Origin of the sequence: uncultured Slackia sp. (assembly GCF_959608125.1) — a bacterium.
Lineage (GTDB): Bacteria > Actinomycetota > Coriobacteriia > Coriobacteriales > Eggerthellaceae > Slackia.
Genome location: NZ_CAUHPG010000005.1, coordinates 1 through 13,819 on the forward strand (window position 1 = coordinate 1; position 13,819 = coordinate 13,819).

Here is a 13,819-nt window from a genome sequence, read left to right on the forward strand (position 1 = left end):
GCTCGCAAACGAAACCGCAGGACACGCGCGCAACGCCTGGAACCTTGGCCAACAGCTCGACCGTGTCGGAAACGGCCTCAGGGGCGGCATCGGAAAGATACATCACAAGCACGCGCCCCGAAATACGCGTGACTTTTTCGACAGGAGCATCTTCGAGCAACGTGCGGATGTTGTACATCAAGCGCTTTTCGAAAGCTGCGCGGTTATGGCCCTTAAGGCCGAGCTCGTGATAATGCACGAGGCTGATACGTTGGAACTGAGGCATGATACCCTTCTTTTCGCGGCGCCGCCGCTGCGGCGCGGTCCGAAAACGGCGGAAACGGGAGGTGCCTTTCCGCCATAAGATAGAAAAGGCCCGATGAACGGGCCTTGGCAATGAGCTTGATTGGCTTAATGCTGCGAAATGTCGATCGTCTCGGGATCGTAGGAAACTTCACCGCGGGCGATTTCGGCGAAAGCCATAGAAAGCGGCTTCTTATTGTTCGCTTTGGCGATCTCGACGGCGCTCGAAAGCTGGATGGCGCGATCTCGCTGGCCGCGCATCATGTCATTGATGTCGTGCGCACGCTTGGAAGCAAGAGAGCACAGCAGGAATCGGTCATTGTCGGTGGCGTCCAGCAAGACGTCGATTTTAGGGTCGATGATGCTCATAGGTCTATATTCCTCGTCTATATAGTAGCCTGGCGCTCGATGTAGGAAACCACTTCGTCGGTGCATACATCGAGATCGTCGTTCACGAATTGTATATCATACTCCATTTTGCGCGAAAGCTCCAGTTCGGCGTTGCGCATACGCAGTGCGATGGTATCCTCGTCTTCGGTGCCGCGACCGCGCAACCTACGCTCGAGCTCGTCGATCGAGGGGGGCTCGATGAACACCAAATGCGCGTCGGGATTCTTTTCCTTAATCTGAAAACCGCCCTGTACGTCGATTTCGAGAATGACTTGATCGCCATCGGCCATATGAGATTCCACCAAAGCGCGCGGAGTGCCGTATTTATGGTCATGGACTTGCGCCCACTCGAGCAAGCCGCCTTCTTCCACCATGCGGTCGAATTCGGCATCGTCCATGAATAGATAATGCACTCCATCCACCTCGCCTTCACGCGGCGCACGCGTGGTGGCGGAAATGGAAACCCACGCGCCGGGAACCCGCTCGAGAAGACGAGATACGAGCGTACCCTTGCCGGCACCCGAAGGGCCGGATATGACGAAAAGGTTCCCTTTGCGCATGAATCCCCCTTTTAGTTGAAAGAAATCCTCTTAGCGGAGACGCTCGAGCAGAGCAGCCTCCTGGCGCTCGCCGAGTCCCTTGAGGCGGCGGCTTTCGGCGATCTTCAGCTCACCCATGATCTTCTCGGCCTTGGCCTTGCCGTAACCGGGAAGGGTTTCGATCAGGGTGGAAACCTTCATGCGGCCGACGATGGGGTCGTCCTTCATAGCCAGAACATCTTCCAGCGACAGCTTGCCGGATTTGAGATCGTCGCGAACCTGGGCGCGCTTGATGCGAGCAGCCTTGGCCTTCTCGAGTGCGGCCTGACGCTCTTCGGCGCTCAATTGGGGAATTGCCATTCTGTACTCCTTCGCATCTGCATGGTCTTGATTGCAGCGATACGGGATAATACCACATGAAACGGCATTTTCAAGAACTCTTGCACGTATTCTCGAACTCGTCGCATTATCGTCGGAATTACTTTATTTTCCTCATCTGACCTGTGTATTTTCAATGGCGCGCATATGTAGCGAGCCTTTTGGAAACAGCCTATTCGAGAGGACGTCCACCTTGTCCCCCACATGCATACGGCTTCCCGAAATGAAGCCTGCATGCAAAAACCTCCCGTCCCTCATCGGGAACGGGAGGTCGAACGAAACCCGAGGATCGAATCGTCGCCTCGAGCGCCTGAAAGGCCTGGCGATGCCGATGCGGGAACCCCGATCTACAGTTCGGCCGCGATCGCGTCGAAAGCGGCGGCGGGATCTTCGGCCTGCGTAATGGGACGGCCCACCACGATATGGGACGCGCCGGCGTCGAACGCCTGGCGTGGCGTGGCAACACGGCTCTGGTCGCCCAAGGCAGCGCCGACCGGGCGTACGCCCGGCGTCACGATCAGGGCATCCGGACCCAGAAGTTCACGCAACATGGAGGCTTCCTGGGGAGACGCCACGACGCCCGAAAGGCCTGCATCCTGAGCACACATCGCCAGGGTTTTCACCTGTTCGGTCATCGGACGGCTCACGCCGGTCTGGGCGAGCGTCTCATCGTCCATGCTGGTGAGAACCGTGATAGCAAGCGTGTCGGCATCGCAGCCGGCCTCGTCGACGGCAGCCTGGGCGGCCTGCATCATGGGAACGCCGCCCACAGCATGCATCGTGATCATATCGGCGCCTGCCTCAACCGCAGATGCAGCCGCGCCGCTGACCTGATGCGGGATGTCATGGAACTTCAGATCCAAAAAGACCTTGAAGCCAAGAAGCTTGAAGATTTCGACGATCGAAGGGCCTTCGGCGTAATAAAGCGTCATGCCCACCTTGAGCCACTTCGCCTTGCCCTGTAGCCGCTGAGCAAGATCAAGCGCGGCCTGACGGTCGCAGTCCAGAGCCACGATAACGCGGTCTGCACGGGGAATGCTTTCGTACGCTGCTAGCATTGCAGCCCTCCGATCAGTTCGTTGACGTCTTCGACGCCCTGGCGTTCGCAATATTCGATGATGCCGTCGAGCACGTCGTTTTCGGCATGCGGGTTGGTGAAGTTCGCCGTGCCGACCGCGACGGCCGTTGCGCCGGCAAGCATGAATTCGACGGCGTCTTCGCCGGTCATGATGCCGCCCATACCCAGAATGGGTACGTCGACGGCCTGATAGCACTGCCACACCATGCGCAGCGCGACGGGCTTGACCGCAGGGCCTGACAGGCCGCCGACGACGCGCGCGAGCTTGGGACGACGGCTGTTCGCGTCGATCGCCATGCCGAGCAGCGTGTTGATCAGCGAAATGGCATCGGCGCCGGCGGCTTCGGCGGCGCGGGCGATTTCGGCGATATCGGTCACGTTGGGCGAAAGCTTCACGATCATCGGACGCTTCGCGACTTCGCGGCACGCGCTCACGACGGCCGTGACGCTAGGCACATGGGTGCCGAAGGTGAGACCGCCCGCATCGACGTTAGGGCAGCTGATGTTGATCTCGTAGGCATCGGCGGTGCCGTCCTCTTCGAGAGCCTCGATCACCTGCACGTATTCCTCGAGGCTGTGGCCAGAGACGTTTACGATTGCAGGGACGCCCTGGCTTTTGATCCACGGAAGGTCGACTTCGCACAGATGGGCGACGCCGGGATTCTGCAGACCGATGGAATTGAGCATGCCGCTCGGCGTTTCGGCGATGCGGGGGGAATCGTTGCCCTCCCAGCCGTGAAGGGACACGCCCTTCGTGGTGACCGCGCCCATGCGGGACACGTCGACGAAATCGGCGTACTCGCGGCCGGCGGCGAACGTGCCGGATGCATCGGTCACCGGGTTGGGCATGACGAGGCCGCCCAAATTCACCTGAAGATTCAAAGCCATTACCACACCACGTCCTTCGCATCGAAAACGGGGCCGTCGACGCAGGAGCGCTTCTTGCCCGCAGAGGTCTCGACAACGCAGGACAGGCAGGCGCCGACGCCGCATGCCATGCGCTTTTCCATAGAAACGAAGCAGTCGACGCCCGCCTCGTCGGCGAGGGCGGCGACCGCGCGCATCAGCGGCTCGGGGCCGCAGCAATACACGGTTCGGCACTCGCCCGTCGCGAGCTGCTCGCGCACGGGCTCGGTGCAAAAGCCCGCATATCCGACGCTGCCGTCGTCGGTCGCGAGAATCGGGTCGCGGCCGAGAAGGTCGGCGTAGTCGGCGCGGGTCACCAGCATGGATTCGGTCTGGGCGCCCAGCACGACCTCGAACGGACGGCCTTCGGCGGCCAATTTCTCGGCGAAAAGGAACAGCGGAGCCGCGCCGACGCCGCCGCCGACGATAAGGGATTTGCCCTCGCGCTCCTGCCAGCCGTGGCCCATGGCGCCGATCAAGGCGCACTCGACGCCCGGCTCGTACGACGTCATGAACGACGTGCCCTCGCCGACCACCTGATAGATGATTTCGATGGAACCCGCCTCACGGTCCGTGCGATAGACCGAGAACGGGCGACGCAGGATGTGGGCCTCCATGCCCGTCAGCTGCATATGCACGAACTGGCCCGGCTCGATGGCCTCCGCCATCTTCGGCGCCGCCAGGGTAATCTTATACAAGCGAGGGCCCATCTGCTCGTTCGCGAGCACGCGCGCCTTTTCGTCGAAATGCTTCGACGCGAAGCGATCACACATAAAGAACCTGCCTATCCGAAATGAGAGACCATGCCGGGCCGATCGCCGGCATGTCATGCGAGTATAACGCAAGAAACGGCCCGCCACGGCTTGAAGCCGCGCGGGCCGCTCGGCAGCACATCTGCTGCAAAAGCGTCTTGATGCGACGCTATTCGACGATTTCGCCGTCCTTCAGAGTCGCGACGCCGCCCACGAACACATCGGTCGCGCGGCCGACGAGTTTGGCACCGATGAAGCCCGAATTCTTGGACTTCGAGACGAACTCGGCCTCGTCGACGACCCACTCGACATCCGGATCGAACACCGTGATGTCGGCGACGCTGCCTTCGGCGATCTTCACGGGCTCCAGGCCCAAGATTTCGCGCGGTGCGACGGCCATGAGCTCGACCATCTGCGCGTAGTCGATCCGACCGGTCTTGACCAGGTGCGTGTTGATCAGCGCGAAGCTGGTCTCCAGGCCGGTCATGCCGAAGGGCGCGTACTCGAACTCATGCGCCTTCTCCCATGCGGCATGCGGCGCGTGGTCGGTGACGACGGCGTCGATGGAGCCGTCCTTGACGCCCTCGATCAGAGCCTCGCAGTCGGCCTTGGTGCGCAGCGGCGGGTTGACCTTGAGCGAGGTGTTGTACGTAGAGTCGATGTCGTCCTCGGACAGGAAGAGATGATGCGGGGTGACCTCGCAGGTCACCGCAAGGCCCTTGTCCTTCGCCGCACGGACCATATCCAGGCCCGCCGCCGTGGAGATATGCTGGATATGAACGGCGCAGCCCGTCAGCTCGGAGAGCATGATGTCGCGCGCGATCTGCAGCTCCTCGCCCTGCGCGGGCCAGCCGAGAAGGCCGAGGCGCGTGGATACGACGCCCTCGTTCACCTGGCCTGCACCGACCAGACCCTCGTCCTGGCAGTGGCTCATGAAGACGCGACCGAACATCTTGCCGTAGTCCATGGCGCGGCGCATCATGCCGGCGTCCTGGATGCCGCGGCCGTCGTCGGTGAAGGCGACGGCGCCCTGAGCGACCATGTCGCCCATCTCGGAGATGATCTCGCCCTTGAGGCCCTTGCTCATGGCGCCGGCGGGATAGACGCGGCACTTGCCCACCTGGGCGGCGCGGGCGACGATGTAGCCGACCACGACGCCGTTGTCGGTGACGGGGTCGGTGTTGGGCATGCAGCACACGCCGGTGAAGCCGCCCTTGGCGGCGGAACGGGTACCGCTCGCGATGTCTTCTTTGTGCTCGAAGCCGGGCTCGCGCAGGTGGACATGCATGTCGACCAGGCCGGGAACCAGGTATTTGCCGGACAGGTCGCGGACCTCGGCGCCCTCGGCCTCGATGCCTTCGCCGACGCGCGCGATCTTGCCGTCTTCGATCAGGACGTCCATGATGCCGTCGAGCTCGACGGACGGATCGACGACGTGCGCGTTTTTAAGAATCAAGGCCATTGTCGGCACCTCCCAAAAGCAGATACATTGCGGCCATACGCACGCAGATGCCGGCGTAGACCTGTTCAAGGATGACCGAGCGCTCGGGATGGTCGGCCATGTAGCTGTCGAATTCCACGCCGCGGTTGATCGGGCCGGGATGGCAGATAATCGTGTCGGGCTTCATGAGCTTTTCGCGCTTCTGGGTGAGGCCGAACAGATTGTGGTACTCGCGCAGACTCGGGAACGGCGCGCCTTCGAGGCGTTCGCGCTGGATGCGCAGCATGTAGACCACGTCGAGCTCGGGCAGGACGTCGTCGAGGTCGGCGCTCACATGGTCGGCGCCCAGGATGTCGGGACGTGCGGGCATCAGCGTGCCGGGGCCGATCAGCGTGACCTCGGCGCCCATGATCTTGAGGGCGGGAACGAGGGAGCCGCAAACGCGGGAATGTCCGATGTCGCCGACGATGCCGACCTTGAGTCCGTCGAAGGACTGCTTATGCTGCCAGATCGTGTACAGGTCGAGCAGGGCCTGGGTGGGATGCTGGTGCTTGCCGTCGCCCGCATCGATGACGCATGCGGGAGTGTGCTGGGAGATGATATGGGGAGCGCCCGCATGCTTGTCGCGCACGACCACCATGTCAATCTTGTACGAGTTGAGCGTCGCGACCGTGTCGATGAGGCTTTCGCCCTTCACCGTGGCGGTCGAGGAGCCGCCGAAGTTCAGGCTGTCGGCGGAAAGGCGCTTTTCGGCCAGCTCGAAGGAGCTGCGCGTGCGGGTGGAGGGCTCGTTGAACATATTGACGATCGTCTTGCCCTTCAGCGTGGGAACCTTCTTGATCGCACGCTGATTGACCTCGGAAAACGCCTTGGCGGTTTCCAGAATGGTCATGATGTCGGAGTCGGAATACTCCGTGATGTCGATAAGATGTTTATGATTGAAGGCCATCGCCTTATTCACCTCCAAGGGGAGCGGAGCCGGCACGCTCGCCCGGCTTCATCTCGAGAATCTCCACTGCCGAAACGCCGTCGACCTCTTCGAGGAACAGGCGCACGTTCTCATCGCGGGAAGACGGAACGTTCTTGCCCACGTAATCGGCGCGGATCGGGAGCTCGCGATGGCCGCGGTCGACCAGGACCGCCAGCTGGATCACGCTCGGGCGACCGAGGTCCATGACCGCGTCGAGCGCGGCGCGGATGGTGCGGCCGGTGTAGAGAACGTCGTCCACGAGCACGATGTCTTTGCCGTCGATGTTGAACGGGATGTGCGTGGCGTGGATCTCGGGGGCGAAATTAGTCAGGAAGTCATCGCGGTAGAAGCTGATGTCGAGGCTTCCGAGCGGCACCTTGGTGCCCTCGATCTGCTCGATTTTCTCAACCAAACGCTTGGCGAGCAGGTCGCCTCGCGTGACGATGCCCACGAGCGCGAGGTTGTCGGCTCCGTGGTTCGCTTCCAGGATCTGATGGGCGATGCGCGTAAGCGAACGCTCGATTTCCGCGTCATCCATGACGACGGATTTCACCTGGTAGGTGTCTTTCATACACACTCTCCTTTCACGTCGTGCGAGTGCGTACAGACTGACCTTGGGTCGCCTTCCGACATGAAGGCATAAAAAATGCCTCGGCCGGACGGCGAAGGCTTCGTGGGTGCCATATGTAAGCGCTTGTTCTGGCACCTGGCGCGCGGCCTTGCCGGTCTCTCTGTACCGTCTTAAAGGACTTGCCTAGTATAGCGCGAATAAGTGGGCATGTAACCCCTTTTCTTACGAAGATGCAGTTTCGTGCATAAAAAGAGCGCATTCATCCATCCCGCTCCATTCGGACGCCATTTCTCGCGATTCGTCACCGAAGCGTCATTTCTTTCGCGCCTCCGAGGAACTACACTCGAAACGACGCGCGACGAACCAGGCGTAAAGCGCGCGCAACGCCCGAACGACCGAAGGAGCACCGTGACCGACACCGCCCTGCAAGACCAATCGCTCGCCCAGCCGTCGAAGAAGAAACTGCCCCTGCCGCTGAAGGTCTTCGGCATCGTCCTCATCGTCATCGGCGCGCTGTCGCTGCCCGCCATCTTCGGCGCGGCCTTCAGCATGTCGGAAGGCTTCGAGAAATCCCTCGCGGAATACGGCACCACGACGCTCGTCATCTTCGGCGTGCAGATCGCTTTGCTCGTCGCCACCGGCGCCCTCTACATCGCCCTCGGCATCTATCTGCTGCGCAGCAACCGGCGCCACGCGCGAACCGCGCTCGAAACCTTGATCGTCCTCGATATCGCGCAGCTTCTGTGCGAGATGATGGTATTCGGCATCGAGCTTGGCAGCATCGTCTCCGGCCTCGTGCGCCTCGTGGTGGCTATCGCCCTGATGGTCTACATCGACCCGTCTCTGTCCGAAGAGCGCGAACTTCGACGCAAGCTGCGCGACCTGGAATTGCGCGAACGCGCCGAAGACGGCACGCTCGGCCGCGACGAAAGCGGCAAGGGGTTCATTCGCCTCGACTTCTTCAACCTCTTTTGGATCTTCATGGTATGTTGCGTACTCGGCCTGCTGATCGAAACCGTCTATCACTTCGTGATGTTCGGCGGATACCAGGACCGCGCAGGCGTCCTCTACGGCCCGTTCTCCCCCATCTATGGTTTCGGCGCGGTCCTCATGACCATCGCGCTCAATCGCTTCCACGACAAGCCGCTGCCCCTCATCTTCTTGGTAAGCGCCGTGATCGGCGGCGCGTTCGAGTACCTGACCAGCTGGTTCATGCAGTTCGCCTTCGGCATCGTCGCTTGGGACTACACGGGCTCGTTCATGTCCATCGACGGCCGCACCAACTTCGTGTTCATGTGCATGTGGGGCGTGCTCGGATGCGTTTGGATCAAGCTCCTGCTGCCGCACCTCTTGAAGTTCGTCAACATCATCCCTTGGAACTGGCGCTACGCCGTCACCTCGGTCTGCGCGGCGCTCATGATCGTCAACGGCGCCCTTACCCTGTTCGCCCTCGACTCCTGGTACCAGCGCGAAGCAGGCCAGACGCCGCATAACGCCATCGAGCAGTTCTGCGCCAGGCACTACGACGACGAATTCATGAAAGAACGCTTCCAAACCATGTCCATCAATCCCGATAACGCGACGCGCGCCCACTAACGCCGAACGCGCGAAGGCCCCGCTTCCAGACGGTTTTCCGTTCGGAAGCGGGGCCTTCTCCATATCGAAGCCGCATGTTCTGCGCGTCCATGCGGCACAACGGCTCTTTAGACGAACATGCCCGCAAGGCGCGGATTGAGGAACACGTTGTAATACGTGGCCGCGCCGATCATGACCAGGCCGATGATGACGGATACGACCGCCCAGATGCGCTGGCGCTTCAGATAGGTCTCTTTAGAAACCCCCATGGAAAGCGCGCGGAGCAAGGCGTATTTCTGCGTCGCGACGGCGAATGCGAAGGTGACCGCGGTCAAGGCGACGAACACGATCGCGCCGAGCGTGACGGCGAGCGGCGTCCGTTCGGCGAATGCGTTCACGAAACACGTATCAGAGACGAGCCACAGAGGATAGAACACGATCGCCACCCACAAGCCGTGCGCGGGACCCCAGATAGGGGGCAGGAACAACGCGCCGATATTCAATCGCGGCACTCCATCCATAAGCTCGCGCTTCATGCGCTCGCGTTCTTCGTCGGCACGAGCGGCCGCTTCCTTCTTCGCTTGCTTCTTGCTCATGGGCATGGTCCCTATCGGTCGAAAAATCCCCGTGCGCCGCATTGCGCGGAAACCGGGGCGCATGGATATCTATCGGAAATCTCAGGCGCAGATCGCCCGCATGTGCCGCACGGCGCCTATTCGTTCGTGCGCACAGAGAAATCGACTTCGTCGACGGAGCATGCGACGCACGGGGCGCTCGCAAGCTCGGCCCGCTGCGTCGGAGGTACGAACGGCGTGCCATCCGCATTCGAAAAGCTCACGCCGCGACGCACGAGCTCGGCAAGCACGGAATCGACCGCGAGCGGCAGCGCCTCGTAGACGTCGGGCGTCAGTCCCTCGGTGATCGTGGCGGGCGTCATGTTCTCGACCTGGATGCCGAAGCAGATGCCCCGGGCCTCGTAACCCAGAAGCGACGCGGCGTTCAGAAGGTCGATGACGCGCAAGTCGTGCAGCGACTGCATGACCGGATGGCCTGCGATGTCTTCCGGCGCGAAGCGAAAAACCGTCCCTGGCTTTTCGCCCGTGCCATCGACCGCATCGACCACGATCAAGAAATCGTGATCGCGTACGACGGGAAGCAGGTCCATCGTCATGCACCCGGCGTCGAAGAGCGACACATGCTCGGGAAACGAATACTTTTCGGTGAGTTCGTCGAAAACGGCAGGCCCGATTCCGTCATCGAGCATGAGGCGATTTCCGACGCAGATGATTGCTATTTTTTCCATACCCCTATCCTAGCGTCGCAAGCGCGAAAAGCGCGAAGCGATCGGACGGTCGGCATGAAAAACGCAAAGGAACACAGCCACGGCGATACGAAGCATCGTAACGTCAGAATATGCCCGAGACGAACAGGAATTCCAACGACTTGAGGCGCGAGCCCACATGCTCGCGCGCCCACGACTGGCACAGATGGAGCACCTCGAAGGAAACGCGCACGGGAGGGTTGCTCTCGACGACGACGTCGAAGGTCGACATGAGCAGGAAATCAGCCCACGAAAGCACCTCCACGGGAATGCGCTCGGTATCGGAGAAAACGAGGCACGACCCGCATACCGCTCCCCCTTCCGCCACCGAGAACGTGACCTGGGTGCGATCTTGGGAAGGAGCATCGAAGGCAAGCGGGGCGCCGCATGCGACGCAATGGCGCAGGCTGGGACGAAACCCCGCGAACGAAAAAGCCTTCAACATATAGGCCGCGCACACGGCTACGGCGGTCGGAGCGCAGGCCTGTTCGGCATGGGAGAACGCCGACGACGAAAGCGCGAACAGTTTCGGCGACTCCAGGCCCGGCTGACACAGGCGCGACGCCAAGTCGGCCATCGGAGCAGCGGCGGCGGCGTGCTCCATATCCGACGTCAGTCCCCGGTGCGCATCGAGCAGGCGCGCCTCCTTGACGATGTCGAGACTTTTGCCGCGAGCCATGAGCAGATCGACTTCGCAAAAGATATCGAGCCGCGAGGAAAAGGGCGACGAGGGCTTGCGTCCGCCCTTCACGACAGCACGCACTTCCCTGCCGTCTTCGGCGAGAAGCGTCACGATGAGGTCGGATTCCCCGAGCTTGGTCTTGCGCAGAACCAGCGCATGCAAATCGTATGTCCCGGAAGCCACGCCTCCCTCCCTTCACGCCCGGCGGCTCCGGCCGCCCTTCGAATGGACCGACGGAGCATGGACCCCGATAAGCCGAAAGCGGCGAGCCCCTTCGGCCCCGCCGCTTTCTTTCGGTCGCTTCTGATGAAACGCCGCCCGTGCGTTTATGCGCGCGTGCGGATCTTTTCGGTGATCTCGGCGATAAACTCGTCCACCGACTTCTGCACCGTCTCGTTGGAACGGTCGCGCACGGAGATATTGCCCTCTTCGGCCTCTTTCTCGCCGAGGATGAGCATGTACGGCACGCGGTCGATGCTGCGGGCTTCGCGGATCTTGTAGCCGATCTTCTCATCACGATCGTCGACCACCACGCGCACGCCGGCCGCCTCAAGCTTGTCGGCGACGGTATGGGCGTAGGCGCGGCTCTTCTCGGAAACCGGGAGGACCTTCACCTGCATAGGCGCAAGCCACGTGGGGAACTTGCCGGCGAAATGCTCGATCAGGATGCCGATGAAGCGCTCGATGGAGCCGAAGCACACGCGATGCAGCATGATCGGTCGCTTCTTCTCGCCGTCAGCGTCGGTGTACTCGAGGTCGAAGTTCAAAGGCATCTGGAAGTCGAGCTGCACCGTGCCGCACTGCCACGTGCGACCCAGCGAATCGTCCAGATGGAAGTCGATCTTGGGGCCGTAGAAAGCGCCGTCGCCCTCGTTGACCACGTAGTCCATGCCGAGCTTGTCGAGCGCGGTCTTCAGACCGCTTTCGGCGGCGGCCCAATCCTCGTCGGAGCCCATGGAGTCCTCGGGGCGCGTGGACAGTTCGACGTGGTAGGTGAAGCCGAACTTGTCGTAGACGGACGTGATCAGATTGGCCACGCCGACGATTTCCTCGGTCAGCTGGTCGGGACGCACGAACAGATGCGCGTCGTCCTGGTTGAAGCAACGGACGCGGAACAGGCCGTGCAGAGCGCCCTTGAGCTCGTGGCGGTGAACCAGGCCGATTTCGCCCGCGCGAATCGGCAGCTCGCGATAGCTATGCGGCTTGGACGCATAGACCAGCACGCCGCCGGGGCAGTTCATCGGCTTGATGCAGTACTCCTCTTCGTCGATCGTCGTGGAGTACATGTTGTCCTTGTAGTGGTCCCAGTGGCCGGAGGTCTCCCAGAGGTGACGGTTCATGATCTGCGGCGTGGAGATTTCCACATAGCCCGCGGCGTGATGGATCTCGCGCCAGTAGTCGAGCAGGGTGTTCTTGAGAATCATGCCGTTAGGCAGGAAGAACGGGAAGCCGGGAGCCTCGTCGCGCATCATGAACAGGTCCATTTCGCGGCCGATCTTGCGATGGTCGCGCTTCTTGGCCTCTTCGATCATCGTGAGATGCGCGTCGAGCTCTTCTTTGGTGGCGAAAGCGGTGCCGTTGATGCGGGTGAGCATCTTGTTGCTGGAATCCGCCTTCCAGTAAGCGCCGGAGACGCCCGTGAGCTTGAACGCCTTAAGAGCCTTGGTATAGGTCAGATGCGGGCCGACGCACATGTCGATGTAGTCGCCCTGCTGATAGAAGGTGATACGGGCGTCTTCAGGCAGATCGCCGATATGCTCGACCTTGTACTTCTCGCCGCGCTCTTCCATCAGCGCGATGGCCTCTTCGCGAGGAAGCTCGAACGCGTTGAATTTGAGATTCTCTTTGACGATCTTCTTCATCTCGGCCTCGATGGCGGGAAGGTCGTCTTCGGACAGCCTCTTGTCGCCCAAATCGACGTCATAATAAAAACCGTTATCGGTCGCGGGGCCGTACGCGAAGTCGGCCTCGGGATAAAGGCGCTTGATGGCCTGGGCCATGATATGCGCCGCGGAATGACGGATGACGTGGGTGGATTCCTCCGGCGAAACCTCGGCCACGGAGCCGTCGTTGTACAGGGCCTTCATGGGAATGTCTCCTCTCGAACGATGCGAGTTACGCATGATGAAACGAAATGGATGCCGGCCTATAGACACCCGCCGGCGAAGGCGTCTTTCTGTCGCCTCGTGCGACGACGCGGACGCTCACAAGAAAAGCCGCCTCGAACGAGACGGCTTTCGAAGCTCGAATCGAAGCTATCGATCCTGGCGAGGACGCGATGCGCCCTGCTGATGCCGACCTGCCTGATTCGCCTGATGCGCCGCCTGCTGTCGCGAGGCGTCGGTAGTTCGCGCGCTACGACGCGCGGCAACGCCCGGAAGCGGCGTGGCGCAATACGGGCAGATGGTCCACGACGGGTCGAGGGCATGGCCGCACTTGGCGCATTGGTTCTTCAGACGCTGATGACACTGCGGGCACAAAACGTAATCGGCCTCTACGGGATAACCGCAGTTGCCGCATTCGCCGTAATGCATCAGCTGGCGCTGCTTCAAAGCGATTTCGAGCTCTTGCTCATCACGGTCGATCTGCAACAGAGGCGGACGAAGCAGGGTGTAGGCGATCACTCCGAGCACCGGAATGAGGGCGACGATGGCCCAGGCGTACCACAACGTGCCGCGCTGATACGCGTCGCGCACCACCCAGATGACGGAAAGCACGTACAGAGCCACCAGCAAGACGATGACGGCAGTCACCGCCATCTGAAGCTCGGGGGTCCACAGCTGAGAGAGAATCTCGCTCATGTTCGCTTCCTTTTCAGGCCGCGCGGCCGTTAACCCCGCGGATCGGTTTCTACGCAATAAACGCAAAGCATTGTACCGGATTCTGGCCGTCGCGCTTCGAAACGGACTCGGGAACGCGCGCTCAACACATTCG

The 13,819-nt window shown here is 61.4% G+C and carries 15 protein-coding genes and 1 pseudogene; 1 reads left to right on the top strand and 15 read right to left on the bottom strand.

Features of this window, described 5'->3' with window-relative positions:
* From Q6E04_RS02495 to pyrR, 10 genes and pseudogenes are all read right to left on the bottom strand, one after another.
* Window positions 1–265, bottom strand: a pseudogene (locus Q6E04_RS02495) (tRNA 4-thiouridine(8) synthase ThiI); the annotation flags it as partial.
* Between the two features lie 125 nt (window positions 266–390).
* The gene (locus tag Q6E04_RS02500) at window positions 391–651 is read right to left on the bottom strand and encodes a DNA-directed RNA polymerase subunit omega (RefSeq protein WP_123197198.1); all 261 of its coding nucleotides are present in this window, start codon (window positions 649–651) and stop codon (window positions 391–393) included.
* Window positions 652–668: 17 nt separating this feature from the next.
* Window positions 669–1,232: a guanylate kinase gene (gene gmk / locus Q6E04_RS02505; protein WP_303249233.1), complete on the bottom strand. Its 564-nt coding sequence runs from the start codon at window positions 1,230–1,232 to the stop codon at window positions 669–671.
* Between the two features lie 30 nt (window positions 1,233–1,262).
* Window positions 1,263–1,571 carry an integration host factor, actinobacterial type gene (gene mihF / locus Q6E04_RS02510; protein ID WP_303249234.1) on the bottom strand — a complete coding sequence of 103 codons (309 nt, stop codon included), beginning with the start codon at window positions 1,569–1,571 and terminating at the stop codon, window positions 1,263–1,265.
* Window positions 1,572–1,936: 365 nt separating this feature from the next.
* On the bottom strand, window positions 1,937–2,647 hold the full coding sequence (gene pyrF / locus Q6E04_RS02515) for an orotidine-5'-phosphate decarboxylase (protein ID WP_303249235.1): 711 nt from the start codon (window positions 2,645–2,647) through the stop codon (window positions 1,937–1,939).
* A complete protein-coding gene (locus tag Q6E04_RS02520) occupies window positions 2,641–3,555 on the bottom strand; it encodes a dihydroorotate dehydrogenase (RefSeq protein ID WP_303249236.1) in 915 nt (304 codons plus the stop codon). The genes pyrF and Q6E04_RS02520 overlap by 7 nt, the downstream gene beginning before the upstream one ends.
* On the bottom strand, window positions 3,555–4,271 hold the full coding sequence (locus tag Q6E04_RS02525; RefSeq protein ID WP_368656397.1) for a dihydroorotate dehydrogenase electron transfer subunit: 717 nt from the start codon (window positions 4,269–4,271) through the stop codon (window positions 3,555–3,557). The genes Q6E04_RS02520 and Q6E04_RS02525 overlap by 1 nt, the downstream gene beginning before the upstream one ends.
* A 223-nt stretch (window positions 4,272–4,494) precedes the next feature.
* Window positions 4,495–5,787, bottom strand: a complete 1,293-nt coding sequence (locus Q6E04_RS02530) for a dihydroorotase (protein WP_303249238.1) — start codon at window positions 5,785–5,787, stop codon at window positions 4,495–4,497.
* Window positions 5,771–6,715 carry an aspartate carbamoyltransferase catalytic subunit gene (locus Q6E04_RS02535; protein ID WP_303249239.1) on the bottom strand — a complete coding sequence of 315 codons (945 nt, stop codon included), beginning with the start codon at window positions 6,713–6,715 and terminating at the stop codon, window positions 5,771–5,773. The genes Q6E04_RS02530 and Q6E04_RS02535 overlap by 17 nt, the downstream gene beginning before the upstream one ends.
* A 4-nt stretch (window positions 6,716–6,719) precedes the next feature.
* On the bottom strand, window positions 6,720–7,307 hold the full coding sequence (pyrR, locus tag Q6E04_RS02540) for a bifunctional pyr operon transcriptional regulator/uracil phosphoribosyltransferase PyrR (protein WP_303249240.1): 588 nt from the start codon (window positions 7,305–7,307) through the stop codon (window positions 6,720–6,722).
* Window positions 7,308–7,715: 408 nt separating this feature from the next.
* On the opposite strand from pyrR, the gene Q6E04_RS02545 reads away from it, so the two are divergent.
* On the top strand, window positions 7,716–8,903 hold the full coding sequence (locus tag Q6E04_RS02545) for a putative ABC transporter permease (RefSeq protein WP_303249241.1): 1,188 nt from the start codon (window positions 7,716–7,718) through the stop codon (window positions 8,901–8,903).
* 107 nt (window positions 8,904–9,010) lie between these two features.
* On the opposite strand, the gene Q6E04_RS02550 is transcribed toward Q6E04_RS02545, so the two are convergent.
* The 5 genes from Q6E04_RS02550 to Q6E04_RS02570 all read right to left on the bottom strand — a co-directional run bounded on the left by Q6E04_RS02550 (window position 9,011) and on the right by Q6E04_RS02570 (window position 13,686).
* Window positions 9,011–9,478 (bottom strand): viscotoxin-A3, encoded by a 468-nt coding sequence (locus Q6E04_RS02550; RefSeq protein ID WP_303249242.1) that lies wholly within the window; start codon window positions 9,476–9,478, stop codon window positions 9,011–9,013.
* 116 nt (window positions 9,479–9,594) lie between these two features.
* Window positions 9,595–10,185, bottom strand: a complete 591-nt coding sequence (locus tag Q6E04_RS02555; protein WP_303249243.1) for a hydrogenase maturation protease — start codon at window positions 10,183–10,185, stop codon at window positions 9,595–9,597.
* 103 nt (window positions 10,186–10,288) lie between these two features.
* The gene (gene recO / locus Q6E04_RS02560) at window positions 10,289–11,068 is read right to left on the bottom strand and encodes a DNA repair protein RecO (RefSeq protein WP_303249244.1); all 780 of its coding nucleotides are present in this window, start codon (window positions 11,066–11,068) and stop codon (window positions 10,289–10,291) included.
* Between the two features lie 143 nt (window positions 11,069–11,211).
* Window positions 11,212–12,972, bottom strand: a complete 1,761-nt coding sequence (thrS, locus tag Q6E04_RS02565; protein ID WP_303249245.1) for a threonine--tRNA ligase — start codon at window positions 12,970–12,972, stop codon at window positions 11,212–11,214.
* A 168-nt stretch (window positions 12,973–13,140) separates the two neighbouring features.
* Window positions 13,141–13,686 (bottom strand): zinc ribbon domain-containing protein, encoded by a 546-nt coding sequence (locus tag Q6E04_RS02570; protein ID WP_303249246.1) that lies wholly within the window; start codon window positions 13,684–13,686, stop codon window positions 13,141–13,143.
* Between the last annotated feature and the right edge of the window lie 133 nt (window positions 13,687–13,819).